Annotated in this window: 15 protein-coding genes; 7 read left to right on the top strand and 8 right to left on the bottom strand. The window is 63.4% G+C overall.

The annotated features are described in order from the left end of the window. Positions 1–44: 44 nt before the first annotated feature. The 3 genes from LPA37_RS05700 to LPA37_RS05690 all read right to left on the bottom strand — a co-directional run bounded on the left by LPA37_RS05700 (position 45) and on the right by LPA37_RS05690 (position 2,719). Positions 45–416 (bottom strand): SMR family transporter, encoded by a 372-nt coding sequence (locus LPA37_RS05700; RefSeq protein WP_228974476.1) that lies wholly within the window; start codon positions 414–416, stop codon positions 45–47. A 34-nt stretch (positions 417–450) separates the two neighbouring features. Next, complete coding sequence (locus LPA37_RS05695) at positions 451–2,148, bottom strand: glycosyltransferase family 39 protein (protein ID WP_228974474.1); 1,698 nt, start codon at positions 2,146–2,148, stop codon at positions 451–453. Between the two features lie 196 nt (positions 2,149–2,344). Then, on the bottom strand, positions 2,345–2,719 hold the full coding sequence (locus LPA37_RS05690; protein WP_228974472.1) for an Mth938-like domain-containing protein: 375 nt from the start codon (positions 2,717–2,719) through the stop codon (positions 2,345–2,347). Positions 2,720–3,286: 567 nt separating this feature from the next. Here LPA37_RS05690 and LPA37_RS05685 point away from each other — a divergent pair. The 6 genes from LPA37_RS05685 (at position 3,287) to moaE (ending at position 9,621) form a co-directional block, all read left to right on the top strand. Then, on the top strand, positions 3,287–4,525 hold the full coding sequence (locus LPA37_RS05685) for a pyridoxal phosphate-dependent aminotransferase (protein WP_228974470.1): 1,239 nt from the start codon (positions 3,287–3,289) through the stop codon (positions 4,523–4,525). A 71-nt stretch (positions 4,526–4,596) separates the two neighbouring features. Next, on the top strand, positions 4,597–5,928 hold the full coding sequence (locus tag LPA37_RS05680) for a homoserine dehydrogenase (protein ID WP_229012015.1): 1,332 nt from the start codon (positions 4,597–4,599) through the stop codon (positions 5,926–5,928). Positions 5,929–5,936: 8 nt separating this feature from the next. Beyond that, entirely contained in the window at positions 5,937–7,388 is a 1,452-nt protein-coding gene (thrC, locus tag LPA37_RS05675; protein WP_229012013.1) for a threonine synthase, read from the top strand. Between the two features lie 225 nt (positions 7,389–7,613). Next, positions 7,614–8,852, top strand: a complete 1,239-nt coding sequence (locus LPA37_RS05670) for a molybdopterin molybdotransferase MoeA (RefSeq protein ID WP_407672486.1) — start codon at positions 7,614–7,616, stop codon at positions 8,850–8,852. A 30-nt stretch (positions 8,853–8,882) separates the two neighbouring features. Beyond that, positions 8,883–9,140, top strand: coding sequence for a molybdopterin converting factor subunit 1 (gene moaD / locus LPA37_RS05665; protein ID WP_228974462.1), 258 nt, complete (start codon positions 8,883–8,885; stop codon positions 9,138–9,140). 10 nt (positions 9,141–9,150) lie between these two features. Then, positions 9,151–9,621, top strand: coding sequence for a molybdopterin synthase catalytic subunit MoaE (gene moaE, locus LPA37_RS05660; protein ID WP_228974459.1), 471 nt, complete (start codon positions 9,151–9,153; stop codon positions 9,619–9,621). Between the two features lie 98 nt (positions 9,622–9,719). On the opposite strand, the gene LPA37_RS05655 is transcribed toward moaE, so the two are convergent. Then, the gene (locus LPA37_RS05655) at positions 9,720–10,259 is read right to left on the bottom strand and encodes a group III truncated hemoglobin (protein ID WP_228974457.1); all 540 of its coding nucleotides are present in this window, start codon (positions 10,257–10,259) and stop codon (positions 9,720–9,722) included. A gap of 483 nt (positions 10,260–10,742) precedes the next feature. Between LPA37_RS05655 and clpB the strand changes: the two genes are divergently transcribed. Next, the gene (gene clpB, locus LPA37_RS05650; RefSeq protein ID WP_228974456.1) at positions 10,743–13,340 is read left to right on the top strand and encodes an ATP-dependent chaperone ClpB; all 2,598 of its coding nucleotides are present in this window, start codon (positions 10,743–10,745) and stop codon (positions 13,338–13,340) included. A gap of 157 nt (positions 13,341–13,497) precedes the next feature. Here the strand turns inward: clpB and LPA37_RS05645 are convergent, their stop codons facing one another. The 4 genes from LPA37_RS05645 to LPA37_RS05630 all read right to left on the bottom strand — a co-directional run bounded on the left by LPA37_RS05645 (position 13,498) and on the right by LPA37_RS05630 (position 18,025). Next, positions 13,498–13,965: a YidB family protein gene (locus tag LPA37_RS05645; RefSeq protein ID WP_407672485.1), complete on the bottom strand. Its 468-nt coding sequence runs from the start codon at positions 13,963–13,965 to the stop codon at positions 13,498–13,500. Between the two features lie 98 nt (positions 13,966–14,063). Next, positions 14,064–14,609, bottom strand: a complete 546-nt coding sequence (locus LPA37_RS05640) for a ComEA family DNA-binding protein (RefSeq protein ID WP_228974450.1) — start codon at positions 14,607–14,609, stop codon at positions 14,064–14,066. Positions 14,610–14,885: 276 nt separating this feature from the next. Next, positions 14,886–16,268 carry an MATE family efflux transporter gene (locus tag LPA37_RS05635; RefSeq protein WP_229012011.1) on the bottom strand — a complete coding sequence of 461 codons (1,383 nt, stop codon included), beginning with the start codon at positions 16,266–16,268 and terminating at the stop codon, positions 14,886–14,888. Positions 16,269–16,270: 2 nt separating this feature from the next. After that, positions 16,271–18,025, bottom strand: coding sequence for an ArnT family glycosyltransferase (locus LPA37_RS05630; protein ID WP_228974446.1), 1,755 nt, complete (start codon positions 18,023–18,025; stop codon positions 16,271–16,273). Positions 18,026–18,079 lie beyond the last annotated feature (54 nt).

The raw sequence follows: 18,079 nt of genomic DNA, 5'->3' as shown, positions 1-18,079 counted from the left end.
TGTGCGGCCCAGCCCGCTGTGCTACGCGCGCCGCGCCATTGCGACTAGCTTCGCGCCAGCACGACAACGCCGACGAGAATGATGCCGATGCCGACCAGCTTCTGGACCGACATGATTTCGCCGAACAGATACCAGGCGGCGAACGCGTTGACGACGTATCCGAGCGAAAGCATCGGATAGGCAATCGATACGTCCACCCGCGACAGCCCCACGATCCACACCGCCACGCTGATCACATAGCAGGCGAGACCGCCGATGATGGGCGGTTGCGTCGCGAGCCGCCATGCGACAGGAATGATGTTCGCACGGGTGAATTCAAAGTGTCCAACGGCATTCGTACCCGCCTTCAGCAGCAACTGGGCGCCCGCGTTCAGCGAAACGCCCGCGAGAATACAGAAAAGGGAAATAGGGTTCATCAGCGAGAAACGGTCCCGTGTTTGATATATGAGGTCATTGTTGCGGTTTTTCCACGCCCGGTTTTTCCACGATCACGCGCCGCGAATCGCGTGCGACGACCTGCATCGGCACGTGCTGGGCGGACAGATCGCTGAAACGCTGGGTCGTCATCAGGGCCAGCGCATACGGCTCCGCATTCCAGCGCTGGATCCATTCGGCGATGGTCGGCACCCACTTTTGCGGTTCGACGGTGACGCCGAAACGCAGTTCGTCCGGATTTTCGACCATGATCATCGTATGACCGATGTAGAACGGCATCGTGTGGTCGAGCACACCAACCGAATAGAACGGGGTGTCGGGCGGCAGCTTCGCGATGGCGGCGCGCACGGCCGGCGCGAGCGGGGCGCCCGAGCTCAGTCGGCCGAACACGTCGTGCCCGGTGCCGGCGATCGTGCCGAGCAGCACCCAGCCGGCGGCGAACGCGACCGTCGCGCCGACAATACCGCCGCGGCTGCGGCGGTTGAGCCAGAGCGCGACGATCGTCAGCGCGAAGGCCACGCCGAGCGCGGCGTACACCCAGACCTGGAACGCACGGTACAGCTCGTTCGGGTTGCGGGCGTCGCCGGCGCGACTCAGGAAGATCGCGCCAAACGCCGCGACGACGAAAAACACCGCGTAGCCAGCCAGATGCCGACGGAACTCATCGCGTTTGAGAAGCGGCAGATACATGCCGAGCAGCAGGGCGAGCGCGGGCGCGACGGGCAGCGTGTAAGAGATCAGCTTCGAATGCGAAGCGCTGAAGAACAGGAAAATGAACGCCGACCAGATGATCAGCATCATCGGCGGTGAAAAGCCGTTCGGCTGGCGCGGCACGCGCAGTGCGTGCCGGATGCTCTGCACGCTGACCGACAGCCAGGGCAGGAAGCCGACCAGCATCACGGCCACGAAATAGTAGAGCGGACCGGGGCGGTTCTGCTCGGGCGTCAGGTAGCGCTGGAACTGCTGCACGATGAAGAAGAAATTCAGAAACTCCGGATTGCGCTGCTGCACGAGCACGAACCATGGCGTCGCGATCGCGAAGAACACGATCAGGCCGCTCACCAGATACAGCCGCTTCCAGATTGCCCAGTCGCGCACGATGAGCGTATAGAGCACGAGCGCCGCGCCCGGCAGGATCACGCCGATGAGCCCCTTCGACAGCACGGCGAGCGCCATCGACCCCCAGCACAGCCACATCCAGAGCCGCACGTGGTTCGCGGGCACGTTGGGGCGCTGTGCGAGGAGCAGCGAACACAGCGTGACTTCCATCCAGAACGACAGGCCCATGTCGAGCGTGTTGAAGTGGCCCATCAGGTTCCAGTACGGCGCGCTCGCGAGCACGATCGCGGCGAAGACGCCCGTCGCGGCGTTGAAAACGCGCGTGCCGGTAAAACCGATGAGCAGCACACCTGCAAAGCCCGTCAGCGCCGTGTAGAGGCGCGCCTGCCATTCACCGATGCCGAACCACGCGAACGTGAGCGCGTTGAGCCAGGTTTGCAGCGGCGGCTTTTCGAAGTATTTGTAGCCGTTGTAGCGCGGCGTGATCCAGTCGCCGGTCACGAACATTTCGCGTGCCATTTCCGCATAGCGGCCTTCGTCGCTTGGCAGCAGGTGGCGCCAGCCGAGCGGCACGAACCAGATAAGCGCAAGCGCGAGGATCAGCAGCAGGATCGCGGTGCGGTTGAGCGGTAGCCGTGACGGCGTATCGTTCATGTGGAATCAACCTGTTTGTCTTTGCCGCGCATGCGGCGTTGTGAAGTGGAACGGGCGGCGCCGAACGCGCGCCGCGCTCACACGGACATACGGGACCTGATGGGCACGCTCCAGCAGCCCGCCACGCCTGCCTGTGCGACGAATGCCGCGCAGTGTACGTCACCGGCGTGACGCGGCCATCGGTGCGCCGTGCCGGCTAGCCTTCGATCAGCAATGCGGCCGCGACCTTGCGGCCCTCGGCCATCAGGATGTTGTAGGTCCGGCAGGCGGCCTTGAAATCCATCGTTTCGACGCCGATGCGGTGCTTCGCGAGGGCGGCCGTCAGTCGTGGATGCGGAAAGCGCAGACGCTCGCCGCTGCCGAAAATGACAACTTCCGGCGCAGGCGCGACCAGAAGTTCGAAATGCTCCGCGCCCAGGGCTTCGAACGAGGAGACCGGCCAGGCAATGACAGGCGCCTCCGGCAGCACGAGAATGCTGCCCTGATGGCGCACGAGGTTGATTTCGACGTAGCCGGGCCCGTAACCGGTAACCGTGTTGAGGGCGCCGCTGGAATCCTGATGTAGTTTCAAATTCGTGATCCGGGGTCGTCGTGGAGCGAGGGTCAGATGTTACGTGATCCCGGTGCGCCCGCGACGCCCGCCGGGGGCGGCCCGCGTGTGCCGGTCGGGCCGGCGCGCATTGTAAAGGTTTCACGTAATTTGACACGAAATAGCCGAAAAGGGCCGCCAACGCGGTTGGTGCATTGCGGAACCCGGCTAAAATCCGCTAAATTATAACTTTTTAGCCGCCCGGCGGCGCCCCTTGCTTCGCGCGTCGCCACAAGCAGCGCCGGAGTGCTCCGCCAGACGGCGGCCGGACGCGACCGGACAGGTCCGCACACCCCGCGCATGACCGGCCCACCCGGGTCCGGCTTCCCGTCTTCAGGCTTTCGCAGTCCGGCTCACCCCGGCTGATCGAGCTGATCCGGCTGAAACATCCAGACCGACCTGTCTGGCCGACCGATGTGGCCTGTTCTTCTGGCTGACCTGTGTAGCTGGACCCGGGTAGCTGGACTCATGTAGCTGACTAGATGGCTGATTCCGCTGGCTGACCGGCCAGGCGAAGCGGCCGGCTGATTTACAGGACCTTGTGCCCCCGTGAAACCGATTCTGAAATCCAACAAGCTGTTGAATGTCTGCTACGACATTCGCGGGCCCGTTCTCGAACACGCGAAGCGTCTCGAAGACGAAGGCCATCGCATCATCAAGCTGAATATCGGCAACCTCGCGCCGTTCGGTTTCGACGCGCCGGACGAAATCATCCAGGACATGATCCGGAACCTGCCCGCTTCGTCGGGCTATTCCGACTCGAAGGGCGTCTTCGCCGCGCGCAAGGCGATCATGCACTACGCGCAGCAGAAGAACGTGCAGGGCGTTGAGCTCGACGATATCTTCATCGGCAACGGCGCGTCCGAGCTGATCGTGATGGCGCTTCAGGGCCTGCTTAACGACGGCGACGAAGTGCTGCTGCCCGCGCCGGATTACCCGCTGTGGACGGCCGGTGTGAGTCTCTCGGGTGGCACGCCGGTGCACTACATCTGCGACGAATCGAACGCCTGGATGCCCGACCCGGACGACATCCGCGCGAAAATCACGCCGAACACGCGCGCGCTCGTCGTGATCAACCCGAACAATCCGACCGGTGCGCTGTATTCGGATGAACTGCTGCTGGAACTGATCCAGATCGCACGCGAACACGGCCTCGTGATTTTCGCCGACGAGGTCTACGACAAGATCGTCTACGACGGCAAGACGCATACCGCGATTGGCGCGTTGTCGGAAGACGTGCTGACGGTCACGTTCAACAGTCTGTCGAAGAGCTACCGTTCGTGTGGTTACCGGGCCGGCTGGATGTTCATTTCGGGCCTGACGGGCGAGAACCGCCTCCGCTCGAAAGACTATATCGAAGGGCTCGGCATTCTCGCCTCGATGCGGCTGTGTCCGAACGTGCCGGGCCAATACGCGATCCAGACGGCGCTTGGCGGCTATCAGAGCATCAACGACCTGATCGTCCCTGGCGGCCGCCTCTACAAGCAACGCGAACTCGCGTACGACATGCTGACGTCGATTCCTGGCGTAACCTGTGTGAAGCCGCAGGCAGCGTTGTACATGTTCCCGCGCCTCGACCCGAAGATGTACCCGATCCAGAACGACCAGCAGTTCATTCTCGACCTGCTGCTCGCGGAGCGTGTGCTACTCGTGCAGGGCACCGGTTTCAACTGGAACGCGCCGGACCATTTCCGCGTCGTGTTCCTGCCGAACGTCGACGATCTGGCGGATTCGATCACCCGTATCGCCCGTTTTCTCGACGGCTACCGCAAACGGCATACGGCATAAGGCCAGGTGTTCAGCGCCAGCGCCGCCCGCAATACTGTTCCCTAAATCTCTTACTCGAAAACACACGCTGCATGGAACCGATCAAAGTTGGACTGCTGGGCTTCGGCACGGTAGGCAGCGGCACCTTCACCGTACTGCGCCGCAATCAGGAAGAAATCAAACGTCGCGCGGGTCGCGGTATTGAAGTCACACGCATTGCCGTGCGCAACCCGGCGAAGGCGACTGCCGCGCTCGGCGATGCCGCCGGCTCCGTGGAGGTCACGGACGACTTCGGCTCGGTGGTCGACGATCCGTCAATCGACATCGTCGCGGAAATGATCGGCGGCACGGCGATCGCACGCGAACTCGTGCTGCGCGCCATTCGCAACCGCAAGCACGTGGTCACCGCCAACAAGGCGCTGCTCGCGGTGCACGGCACGGAGATTTTCGAGGCGGCGCGCGCGAACGGCGTGATGGTGTCGTTCGAAGCGGCCGTGGCCGGCGGCATTCCGATCATCAAGGCGCTGCGCGAAGGGCTGACGGCGAACCGCATCCAGTACATCGCCGGCATCATTAACGGTACGACGAACTACATCCTGTCGGAAATGCGCGACCGTGGCCTCGATTTCGCGACGGCGCTCAAAGCCGCGCAGGAACTCGGTTATGCGGAAGCGGATCCGACATTCGACATCGAAGGTGTCGACGCCGCGCACAAGGCCACGATCATGAGCGCGATCGCGTTCGGCGTGCCGGTGCAGTTCGACCGCGCGTACGTCGAAGGCATCAGCAAGCTCGCCGCGATCGACATCAGATACGCCGAAGAGCTCGGCTATCGCATCAAGCTGCTTGGCATCGCGCGCCGCGCGGAAAACGGCATCGAGTTGCGCGTGCATCCCACGCTGATTCCTGAAAAACGTCTGCTCGCAAACGTGGAAGGCGCGATGAACGCGGTCGTCGTGCATGGCGACGCAGTGGGCTCGACGCTGTACTACGGCAAGGGCGCGGGCGCGGAGCCGACGGCTTCCGCCGTGATCGCCGATCTTGTCGACGTGACGCGCCTGCATACGGCCGACCCGGAGCATCGCGTGCCGCATCTCGCGTTCCAGCCGGACAGCCTGTCCAGCACGCCGATCCTGCCGATCGACGAGGTGACGAGCGGCTACTACCTGCGTCTGCGGGTCGCCGACGTGACCGGCGTGCTGGCCGACATCACGCGCATTCTGGCCGACCGGGGAATCTCGATCGACGCACTGCTGCAGAAGGAATCCGAGCACGTGGACGCAAACGGCAAGGGCGAAACCGACATCATCCTGATCACGCACGAAACGGTCGAAAAGAACGTGAACGCGGCGATCAAAACGATCGAAGCGCTGAAGACCGTCGTATCGCAGGTGACGAAGCTGCGCATGGAAGCGCTGAACTAGGCAGACACATGAACTACATCTCCACACGCGGCGCCGGTGCCAGCGAGCGCCACACTTTCTCCGACATCCTGCTCGGCGGTCTTGCGAAAGACGGCGGCCTGTACCTGCCCGCGGAATATCCGCGCGTGTCGGCCGACGAACTGTCCCGCTGGCGCACGCTGCCGTATGCGGATCTCGCGTTCGAGATCCTGTCGAAATTCAGCGACGACATTCCTGCCGAAGACCTGCGCGCGCTCACGCGCCGCACGTACACCGCCGAAACCTACTGCAACGTGCGCGATGACGAAAGCGCCGCGCAGATCACGCCGCTGAAAACGCTGGGCATCGAAAGCGGCGCGCCACTGTCGCTGCTGGAACTGTCGAACGGTCCGACGCTCGCGTTCAAGGACATGGCGATGCAGCTGATCGGCAACCTGTTCGAATACGCGCTGGCAAAGCACGGCGAGACGCTGAACATTCTCGGCGCGACCTCGGGCGATACCGGCAGCGCGGCCGAATACGCGATGCGCGGCAAGAAGGGCGTGCGCGTTTTCATGCTGTCGCCGCATAAAAAGATGAGCGCGTTCCAGACGGCGCAGATGTACAGCCTGCAGGATCCGAACATCTTCAACCTGGCGGTGGCTGGCGTGTTCGACGACTGCCAGGACATCGTGAAAGCTGTCTCGAACGATCACGCGTTCAAGGCGCGGCACCGGATCGGCACGGTCAATTCGATCAACTGGGCGCGTGTCGTGGCGCAGGTCGTGTACTACTTCAAGGGCTATTTCGCCGCGACGAAATCGAACGACGAGCGCGTTTCATTCACGGTGCCGTCGGGCAATTTCGGCAATGTCTGCGCCGGCCACATCGCGCGGATGATGGGTCTGCCGGTCGAAAAGCTCGTGGTCGCGACGAACGAGAACGACGTGCTCGACGAATTCTTTCGCACCGGCATCTATCGCGTGCGCAAGGCCGCCGAGACGTATCACACGAGCAGCCCGAGTATGGATATCTCGAAGGCTTCGAACTTCGAACGTTTCGTGTTCGACCTGCTGGGCCGCGACCCGAAGCGCGTGCTGCAACTGTTCCACGACGTCGAGGAAAAGGGCGGTTTCGATCTGGCCGCGAGCGGCGATTTCGCGCGCGTCGCGGAGTTCGGTTTCGTGTCGGGACGCAGCAGCCACGCTGACCGCGTCGATGCGATTCGTGACGTGTTCGAGCGTTACGACACGATGATCGACACGCATACCGCCGACGGTCTGAAGGTCGCGCGCGAGCATCTGCAACCGGGTATCCCGATGATCGTGCTGGAGACGGCGCAACCGGTCAAGTTCGGCGAAACGATCCGCGAAGCGCTGCAGCGCGAACCGGAGCGGCCTGCCGCGTTTTCGGGTATTGAAGCGCTGCCGCAGCGATTCGAGGTGCTGCCGGCGGACGCTACGCGGGTGAAGGACTTCGTCGCGGCGCATACGGTCGACTAATCAGGCAAGCGCACGTTAGTGCGGCTTGAAGACCAGGAGCGGCCATGACAGGCCTCGCGATGTGAGGCCCATCATGGCCGTTCTGCCGTCCGTGGCCCTGGCCGGATGACCAGCATGCCGGCGCGCGCACCCGTCGAAGGCCGTCGCCCGCTACAATGTCCTTTTCGGTCCCGCGCATTCGCCCAATCGATGTCCACGCCCACTTATCCAGCGCCCCGTGCGCCGATGCTTTCGACTGCCGAAGCGCTCGTCACGCTGCTCGGCGCGGCTCGCGCGGTCGAGGGTGCCGAAACGTTGCTCACGCCTCGCGCATTGAACCGCGTGCTCGCCGTCGATGTCGTTTCGTCGCTCGACGTGCCGCCCATGAACACCAGTTCGATGGATGGCTACGCGGTGCGCGTGGCCGATCTGTTGCAGGGCGACCGCCGGCTGCCGGTGTCGCAGCGCATCCCGGCCGGTCACGCTCCGCAGCCGCTCGCGGCTGGCACGGCGGCGCGCATTTTCACGGGTGCCACGGTGCCGCCGGGCGCGGATGCCATCGTCATGCAGGAGCAGGCCGAAGCCGACGGCAGTGAGGTCTCGATCCTGCATACGCCGAAAGCCGGCGAGTGGATTACGCAGCAGGGCGCGGATATTCGCAGCGGCTCGGTGATCCTGCCCGCCGGCACGCGCCTGACGCCGCAGGCGCTCGGTCTGGCCGCGTCGGTCGGGAGCGCGTCGCTGACGGTGACGCGGCGCGTGAAAGTCGCGGTCTTCTTCACGGGCGACGAACTGACGATGCCTGGTGAGCCGCTCAAGCCAGGCGCGATCTACAACTCGAATCGCTTTACGTTGCGCGGTCTGCTGGAAAACCTCGGCTGCGACGTGACGGACTACGGCATCGTGCCCGACAGGCTCGACGCGACCCGTGCCACGCTGCGCGAGGCGTCGCAGGCGCACGATCTGATCCTGACCTGCGGCGGCGTATCCGTTGGCGAGGAAGACCACGTGAAGCCCGCGGTCGAGGCAGAAGGGCATCTGTCGATGTGGCAGATCGCGATGAAGCCCGGCAAGCCGCTCGCGTTCGGCGCGGTGCGGCGCGCTGGCAGCACCGGTGTCGATACCGTCGCATCGGTGTCGAACGAAACGTATTTCATCGGCCTGCCGGGTAATCCTGTTTCGACCTTCGTCACGTTTTTGCTGTTCGTCAGACCATTCATCCTGAGGCTTGCCGGCGTGCGCACCGTGTCGCCGCGCGCGTTGTCGCTGCGCGCCGATTTTTCGCAGTCGAAGGCGGACCGTCGCAATGAATTCCTGCGCGCGCGCATCAACCCGGCGGGCGGCCTCGACCTGTTTCCGAACCAGAGTTCAGCAGTGCTGACGTCGACAGTGTGGGGCGACGGGCTGATCGACAATCCGCCGAATCACGCCATTACGACAGGCGAGACCGTGCGGTTCATTCCCTTTTCCGAATTGCTGGGCTGACGCTGTCGCCAGCCGCGCCCGGGACCGAACATGAAGATCCAGCTGAAATATTTTGCGAGTGTGCGTGAGGCGGTCGGGATCGCGGACGAATCCGTGGTCGTTCCCGACGGTATCGCGACGCTCGGCGACGTGCGCGCCTGGTTGCGCGTGCGGGGCGGTGCATGGGCCGAGGCGCTCGCCGAAGGCCGCGCGTTGCGGATGGCCTGTAATCACGTCATGACCGACGCCGGCACACGCGTCACCGAAGGCTGTGAAGTCGCGTTTTTTCCGCCGGTCACGGGCGGCTGAGGAGTTCCCGATGACCGTTCGCGTCCAGACCGAAGATTTTGACCTGACAACCGAGGTCGCCGCGTTGCGCGCCCTGAACCCGAAGGTCGGCGCGGTGGCGTGTTTCGTCGGCACCGTTCGCGATCTGAACGACGGGAGCGCCGTCGAGACGATGGAGCTCGAACACTATCCGGGCATGACGGAAAAGGCGCTGGAAGCGATTGTCGCGACGGCGCGCGAACGCTGGCCGGGTATCGAGGTCCTGATCGTGCATCGGGTCGGCAAGCTCTATCCGCTCGACCAGATCGTGCTGGTCGCGACCACCGCCGCACATCGCGGCGAAGCGTTCGCTTCGTGCGAGTTCGTGATGGACTACCTGAAGACGCAGGCGCCGTTCTGGAAGAAGGAAAAAACCGGGCAAGGCGAGCGCTGGGTCGATGCGCGCGTCACGGACGACGCCGCGCTGGCGCGGTGGGGTCTGGATTCGGGTAACGCGAAGTAGCCGGTCGCGTGCGCCAGCCCGAATCGCGGAGACGCGTCCGCAGCCCTTCGAGCGCAGGCCCGATGGTGCCGAACGCACCAGGCGGCCCGATCTTGCACTCAATCCTCCGCCGAACGGCCGATGATCTTCGCCGGAAATGACTCGCCGCGTGGGGGCGTCGTATCGGGTGCGTCATCGTCCCTGTGCCGGCGCGGCGCAAGTCGCTCCAGCAACGCCTTCTGTTCCTCGGGAATCGTGTAATCCCAGCCAAATTTCGACAGTTGCAGGCTCTGCGCGATACGCAGTGCGGGCTCCATGAAACGCACGGCAGCCGCGGGCTCGTAGCGCGATTCCACGGTATCCAGGAACAGGTATAGCCAGCGGCTGAAATGCTGCGGCTCGATCCCCGGCAGTGGCTGGTGCGCCTGCTGCACGTTACCGCGATATCCCTTCTGGCCAAGCACGATGCTCGACCAGAACGTGCACATCTTCGGTAAATGTTCGTCCCAGCGTCCCGCGAGCTTCTGCTCGAAGATGGGGCCCAGCATCGGGTCGGCCTGGACACGGTCGTAGAACGCGTAGACGAGCGCGTGGATATTTTCTTCGGTCGGTTCGGGCTGGCGCGCGACGGCCGGCCGGGGCGGAAAAGTCGGATTCATTGGGTAACCACGGTGAAAAAGTCAGCGCGCAGGGCGCGGGCACGCTGTAAAGCAAAACAGGGCAGCTTCATCGCACTGTCGCCTGAAGCCGCAACCAGACGACAACAAGGGACAACCCGGCGGCACCGGATCGCAAGCCAGGCTCATCGCACAACGCGAAGCAGCGCGGGCAGGCAGGCGAAATAGTTGCATCCAGACTACATCTTATTGCGAGCATACAGGATCGGCAACCCTTGCACCGACGTGGTTGGCACACGATCCACGAGCTTGCGCCCAACCGGCCGAACCACTTGCCGCGTTGCTCCGGATCGGGCAGATTGTTCCGGTCGCGTGGGTTCGTTCTGCATCGTCCGCCCGACGCTGAAACGGGTGTCGGCAGTTTGTTGGCGAATTTGCAAAAAAACGCCAGTCGAATGCGATCAGGCGCTTGAAACCCGCACAAAACGCCTCATTTTGGTGATATTCGAAATTGGAGGTCTCTTGATGAGAATCGACAAACTCACCACCAAATTCCAGGAAGCATTGGCGGATGCGCAAAGCCTGGCTGTCGGTCACGACAATCAATACATAGAACCGGTCCACGTGCTTGCCGCGCTCGTCGCGCAGCAGGATGGTTCGGCCCGCTCGTTGCTCTCGCGTGCAGGCGTGCACGTGCAGCCGCTGCAAACCGCGCTGAACGACGCGATCACGCGCCTGCCGCAGGTGCAGGGCACCGACGGCAACGTGCAGATCGGCCGCGAACTCACTGGCCTCCTCAACCAGGCCGACAAGGAAGCGCAAAAGCTCAACGACACCTTCATCGCGAGCGAGATGTTCCTGCTCGCCATCGCCGACGACAAGGGCGAGGCAGGTCGGCTCGCGCGCCAGCACGGCCTGTCGCGCAAGTCGCTGGAAACGGCGATCGTCGCGGTGCGTGGCGGCTCGCAGGTGCACAACCAGGACGCCGAGAGCCAGCGCGAAGCGCTGAAGAAATACACGGTCGATCTGACCGAGCGTGCCCGCGCCGGCAAGCTCGATCCGGTGATCGGCCGTGACGACGAAATTCGTCGCTCGATCCAGATCCTGCAACGTCGTACGAAGAACAATCCGGTGCTCATCGGCGAGCCGGGCGTGGGCAAGACGGCGATTGTCGAGGGCCTCGCGCAGCGCATCGTCAACGGCGAAGTGCCGGAAACGCTGAAGGGCAAGCGCGTGCTGTCGCTCGACATGGCGGCGCTGCTCGCGGGCGCGAAGTATCGCGGCGAGTTCGAAGAGCGCCTGAAAGCCGTGCTCAACGACATCGCGAAAGACGAAGGTCAAACCATCGTTTTCATCGACGAAATCCATACGATGGTCGGCGCGGGCAAGGCCGAAGGCGCGATGGACGCGGGCAACATGCTGAAGCCGGCGCTCTCGCGCGGTGAGCTGCATTGCGTCGGCGCGACCACGCTCGACGAATACCGCAAGTACATCGAAAAGGACGCGGCGCTCGAACGCCGGTTCCAGAAGGTGCTGGTGGACGAGCCGTCGGTCGAGGCGACCATCGCGATCCTGCGCGGCCTGCAGGAAAAGTACGAGCTGCACCACGGCGTCGACATCACCGACCCGGCGATCGTCGCGGCCGCGGAACTGTCGCATCGCTATATCACGGATCGTTTTCTGCCGGACAAGGCCATCGACCTGATCGACGAAGCTGCGTCGAAGATCAAGATGGAAATCGATTCGAAGCCGGAAGAGATGGACCGGCTCGACCGTCGGTTGATCCAGTTGAAGATCGAGCGCGAAGCCGTCAAGAAGGAAAAGGACGAAGCGTCGCAGAAGCGCCTGCAATTGATCGAGGAAGAAATCGAGCGGCTCGACCGCGAATATTCGGACCTCGAAGAGATCTGGACGGCTGAAAAAGCGGCGGTGCAGGGCAGCGCGCAATTCAAGGAAGAGATCGAGAAAACGCGTGCGGAAATCGTGCGTCTGCAACGTCAGGGCAAGCTCGAGAAAGTCGCCGAACTGCAGTACGGCACGTTGCCGCAGCTCGAGGCCCAGTTGAAGCAGGTCACGCAGGCCGAGGCGCAGGAACAGAACAATCCCACGCGTCGGCGTCTGTTGCGCACCCAGGTCGGCGCGGAGGAAATCGCGGAAGTCGTGTCGCGTTCAACCGGCATTCCGGTGTCGCGGATGATGCAGGGCGAGCGCGAAAAACTGCTGCAGATCGAAGAGAAGCTGCATGAGCGCGTCGTCGGTCAGGATGAGGCGATCGGCTCGGTGGCCGATGCGATCCGCCGCTCGCGTGCGGGTCTCGCCGATCCGAACCGGCCGTATGGTTCGTTCCTGTTCCTCGGGCCGACGGGTGTCGGCAAGACGGAACTGTGCAAGGCGCTCGCTTCGTTCCTGTTCGATTCGGAAGATCATCTGATCCGTATCGACATGAGCGAATTCATGGAGAAGCACAGCGTCGCGCGGCTGATCGGTGCGCCGCCGGGCTATGTCGGATACGAAGAAGGCGGCTATCTGACCGAGGCCGTGCGCCGCAAGCCGTACAGCGTGATCCTGCTCGACGAAGTCGAGAAGGCGCATCCGGACGTGTTCAACGTGCTGCTGCAGGTACTGGACGACGGTCGCATGACCGATGGCCAGGGACGCACCGTCGACTTCAAGAATACGGTGATCGTGATGACGTCGAACCTTGGGTCGCAGGTGATCCAGTCGATGGTCGGCGAGCCGCAGGATGCGGTGAAGGATGCGGTCTGGGAAGAGGTGAAGCTGCACTTCCGGCCCGAGTTCCTGAACCGGATCGACGATGTCGTCGTGTTCCACGCACTCGATCGCACGAACATCCAGTCGATTGCGCGGATCCAGTTGCAGCGTCTGCAGGAACGGCTCGCGAAGCTCGACATGCAGCTCGTCGTGTCGGATGGCGCGCTGGAGCACATCGGCAAGGTTGGTTACGATCCGCTCTTTGGCGCCCGTCCGCTCAAGCGCGCGATCCAGCAGGAGATCGAAAATCCGGTCGCGAAGCTGATTCTGGCTGGCAGGTTCGGCCCGAAGGATGTGATACCGGTCGAAGTGGACAACGGCGCACTCGTTTTCGAGCGTGTCGTGCATTAAGCGTAGTGCGCGGGCGGCGGCGTGTTGCGTCGCTCGCGATTACGATGTTTGTTCGGGTATGCCGTTCTGGTACACGAACACGACGCGGCGGTAAAAGCAGTGAAAAAGGCAGCGATTTCTCGCTGCCTTTTTTTCGACCGTGACGACCGCGCGGATATCAAGCGGTCTTGTCGCCCTTGCCGAGGAGCGAGGCGATACCGCCGAGTGCGCCGAGAACCGTCGTGGCGTTGAGCTTGCCTTCGGCCGGCACTTCGCCTTCGGGCGTTGCCGCGTTCACCACGTGCGGCAGGATCTGCGAGAGCAGACCGCTGACCTGATCGGGCGCCACACCGGCTTTCGATGCGAGATTCGTGACAGTGTCCGAACCGAGCACGCTGTGCAGCGTGTCCGGCGAGATTGCCTGATTCTCGCCGTTGCTGACCCACGAACTGATGATGTCGCCGGCGCCTTTGTCCTTGAATTGCTGGATCAGGCCGTTCAGGCCGCCCGGCTGGTTGTTCACGAATTCGAGTGCGGTGGCGATCAACGCCTGCTGTCCGCCGCCGCCTTCAGGCGATTTACCAAGCAGGGAACCGATGCTGTCGAGTAGGCTCATGACTGTCTCTCTGGAATGCCGGCACGACACACATGCGCCAGCGGGTGAAATGCGCCGCGCGGGGGCGCGGCGGGGATTACGCGGATCGCACGGACCAGGTCGCCAGCGCGATCCTCAGATGTCGAGCCTCAGGCGCCCGATGCTGCCGATGCGGCCTTGGCCTTCTTCGACTTTTTCTTCGATGCTTTCGTGTCCGATGCGCTCGCCGGCGCACTGGCGGATGCCGCTACGGTTGTCGCTGGCGCCGAAGCCGCCGCGGCCGTCTTGCTCTTTTTCGACTTCTTCGTCGACGCTGCCGCCGGTGTGCTGGCGGGTGCCATCGTCATCGTGGCGGCAGGTGTAGCGGGCTTGCTCACTGGTTTCGCTGCTGCTGGCGCGGTGGCTTTCGCACCACTCGGCGGCGCCGTCGAACCGTTGATCGTCAAACCGGCTGCTTCAAGATTGACTACCGACTTGGTGCCGATTCCCTTGACGCGTGTCGCGAGATCGTCGGCGTCCTTGAACGGGCCGTTTTTGGTCCGCTCGTCGATGATCGCTTTCGCATGGGCCGGGCCGATGCCCTTCACCGATTCAAGCGCGGCCTGATCGGCCGAATTGACTTCGACGGCCGCCGCGAAACCAGCGGACAAAGACAGGACAAGCGCGACGCAGAGCATTAACAGCTTCTTCAGCATGGCAGGCACTCCATTGAGGGCAAAAAAAAAGCCGGGAACGGACGACGCATCCAGTCAGCAGGCGCTGCCTTCAAGCATAGGATACATTGCGCGCCCTTTTTATGAAAAGTGCCCGATTTATACCCATCGATTCGTGACAAGTAAATCAATACGGGCATTTTTTGACAACTAACACCGTGGATAAGGTGCGCGAGCGGGAAGGAAGACCGGCACGGCAGATCCGCGCGTTATCGAGTTGATGCGTTTTGCGTCACTCCGAAGCCAGGCGCAATACGGCTATACGGCGGGGTCGACGTGCGGGGAACGTGCGCCGGCACGCAGATGGCGCGCGCTGACCGTGCGCCAGTAGAGCATGAGGCCGATGCCGGCGATAGCGAGGCTCGCCGCATTGGCGACCCAGAAACCGCGCGCACCGGTGAACCATTCGGGAACCCGTCCGCTGACGTTGAAGCCGAGCAGATAGCCGCCGCCAAGGCCGACGCCCCACAACGCGACGGCATAGATCACGGTCGGCACAACGGCGACGCGATACGCGCGCAGCACGAACGCGGTGGTGATCTGGAGCGCGTCGAAGAGGTGGTAGACGATCACGATCAGCACGAGCGGCATCGCGGCCGCCGCGACCTGTGCATTCGACGTATAGCCCACGATGATGAAAGGCCGCAGTGCGAGCACGATCATGCCGTAGCAGCACGCGATCGCGCACGCCATCAGGATGCCGTGTCGCGCGAGCGTGTGGGCGTCGGCGGGACGTTGCGCGCCGAGTGCCTGCGCGACGAGCGTCGAGGAGGCGATGCCGATGGACAGCGGTGTCATGTACAGCACCGCGCCGAGATTGCCCGCGATCTGGTGACCGGCGAGCGTCGTGGTCCCGAAGCGCGCGATGAAGAGCGCCATGAACGTATAGGACGTGACCTCGATCAGGTACGACAGTCCCATCGGAATGCCGAGCTTCAGCAGCGCGGTCTGACGCTTCCATACAGGCCAGCAGAAGCGCGAGAAGGTGGCGAACGGGCGGAAGATGTCCAGGCGCACCAGCAGCGTCATGCCGACGATCGCGAGCGTCCAGTTGATGGCGGTACTCGCGAGCGCGCAGCCGGGGCCGCCGAGCGCGGGCACGCCTGCACCGCCGAAGATGAACCACAGGTTGAGCGGAATCTTGAGCAGCAGCGCGCCGACTTGCAGGATCATGACGAGTCGCGGCTGCCCCACTGCATTGGTCAGCGAACTGTACACACGAAACGCGAGGCTCGCGGGCAACCCGAATGAGAGAATCTGCAGGTACGCGACGGTACGCTCACGCAGCGCTTCGGGCGCATGTGCGATACGCAGCAGCGGTCCGGGAAAATACAGAATCAAAAAGCCCAGCGCCATCAGAACCAGCGCGAGCCACAGCGCCTGACGCACTTCCTCGCCGATCTCGCTGTAGCGCCGCGCGCCGTAGAGCTGTCCGGTGATCGGCTGCAGCGCGGTGAGAATGCCGGTAAGGCCGATGTACACTGAGATATAGATCGACGAGCCGAGCCCGAGTGCCGCGAGATCGATCGCGGAATAGCGCCCGACCATTGCCGTATCGATCACGCCGAATGCGATGATCGCGAGTTGTCCGATCAGTACAGGCCACGCGAGCGCGGCGATTTTCCGCACGTCGGCGAACATGGTCAACCCGGTTTCTGACGCGGGCCGCGACGTTTGACCGGCGGTTTCGGGCGGTCGATGCGAACGTACAGACGGAACCGTTCGTCGCGGTCGGCAACGCGGCGGCCTTCCCAGACCAGCTTCCAGACGAAGTTCGACATCGAACTGGGTTCGCCGAAATCCTGCGTGTCCTGGCGCAGGATCACGTCGCAGTCTTCGTCGAACGAAAAATGCATGTTGCCGAAATAGGCGAAGGTGGCGATCTGTGCATCGCCGAGACGGACCGGCGAGATGCACGTGTAGTCATCCGGCAGATGGCTTGCGATCTGCTGCGCGACGTCCTTGTACGTCCGGCTGTAGTTCACCACCGGCAGCCAGAGCGTCATCAGCAGCACCCACATGAGCGTCGTGCCGGCGCTAGAGAGCACCACGCTGCGCCAGAGCACCTTCGGATGCCGGGCAATACGCCATTGCACGAGCGCGAACCAGCAGACTGTGACGGCCACGGCGCACACGAACGACAGGATCTTGAACTGCGGCGTGAAGCCGGGTGCGAGACGCGCGAGATTGCGCGCGAGCGGATGCGGAAAACCTGTCATGCCGGCCAGCCACACGAGCCACACAAAACTGCCGAGAATCGTGAAGCTGAGCACCGCGAACCAGTCGATCGCGTTGATCGCGCCGCGCTTGAGCGTGGGCAGCGCGAACGTGGCGAGCACCGCGAGCGCGGGCAGCAGCAGCATGTAGAAACGGTTCGTCGACATGCTTTGCAGCACGACGAGAATCAGCAGCGGCGCGATGACCGACATCGGAATTGCAATGTGCGGCGCGCGACGCAATCCCGACCAGCTGAACCATGCCCAGATGGCGAGCGGCCACGCAGGCCATGTGAAGAGCGGCAGGTTTTTCAGCGCATAACGCAGCACCGACCCGGGCGGCCCCCCGAACGTGTTGATGCTGACATGCACCCACTGGTGAAGGAACCAGACGGCATCGTCGGGAAATGTGATCAGGGCGGCCACCGGCCACGCGATCGACACGACCAGCGCGACCGGCAGACCCGCCAGCAACAGCCAGCGCAATTGCGCCTCGCGCACGATGAGCGTCATCACCAGCGTGCCGACCAGCAGTGCGCTCACCAGCACGGGATTGGCCGTCAACGCGACGAGCCCGAGCGCCAGACCCCAAAGCAGCGAGCCTTGCACCGGCTTGTCGATCATCCGTACGAGCCCGTACACGAGCATTGCGATGCAGACGAACTGCGCGAGTTGCGGCGTGGTTTCGTGGCCGCGCTCGGCGAGACCGAAGCAGGCCAGCAGAATCAGCAGTGCGCCGTCGGCGAGTGTGCGGCCGTAGTCGCGCGGCTCGGGCTCGCCGCCGAACGCGTACTTGAACGGCTGCACTTCGGGCCGGCGGCCGAGCAGATACGCGGCGTACCAGACGAACGCGCAGGCCGCGCAGAACAGCAAGCCGGTGAACACGCGCGACGCATTGCTTGCATCGACCCACGGCGACAGCACACGGATCGCGACGGCGCCAAGCCAGTAACCCAGCGGACCATCCGATGTGATGTATTTGCCGACGATGTTCGGCAGCATCCAGTCGTGCGCGGTGCCTTTCGCCATCGTCCACATGACGCCGAAGCCGGCGGCATCTTCGTTCTTCCACGGATCGCGGCCGAAGAGCCCGAACGACGCGTAGACGATACAGATGGTAAGCAGCAGCCAGCGCGGTAGCGCACTGGTGGCGGAGGCAGTCAGACGGACGACGGATCTCATGCAGTTGGGCGGTATCGGATAAACGGGCTGGCAAACGGTAGACGGTGTGTCCGG

It is taken from the genome of Paraburkholderia gardini, assembly GCF_907164545.1.
Taxonomy (GTDB): domain Bacteria; phylum Pseudomonadota; class Gammaproteobacteria; order Burkholderiales; family Burkholderiaceae; genus Paraburkholderia; species Paraburkholderia gardini.
The sequence above is the reverse complement of the archived record's forward strand: the minus strand, read 5'-3'. Positions and strand labels throughout refer to the sequence as shown.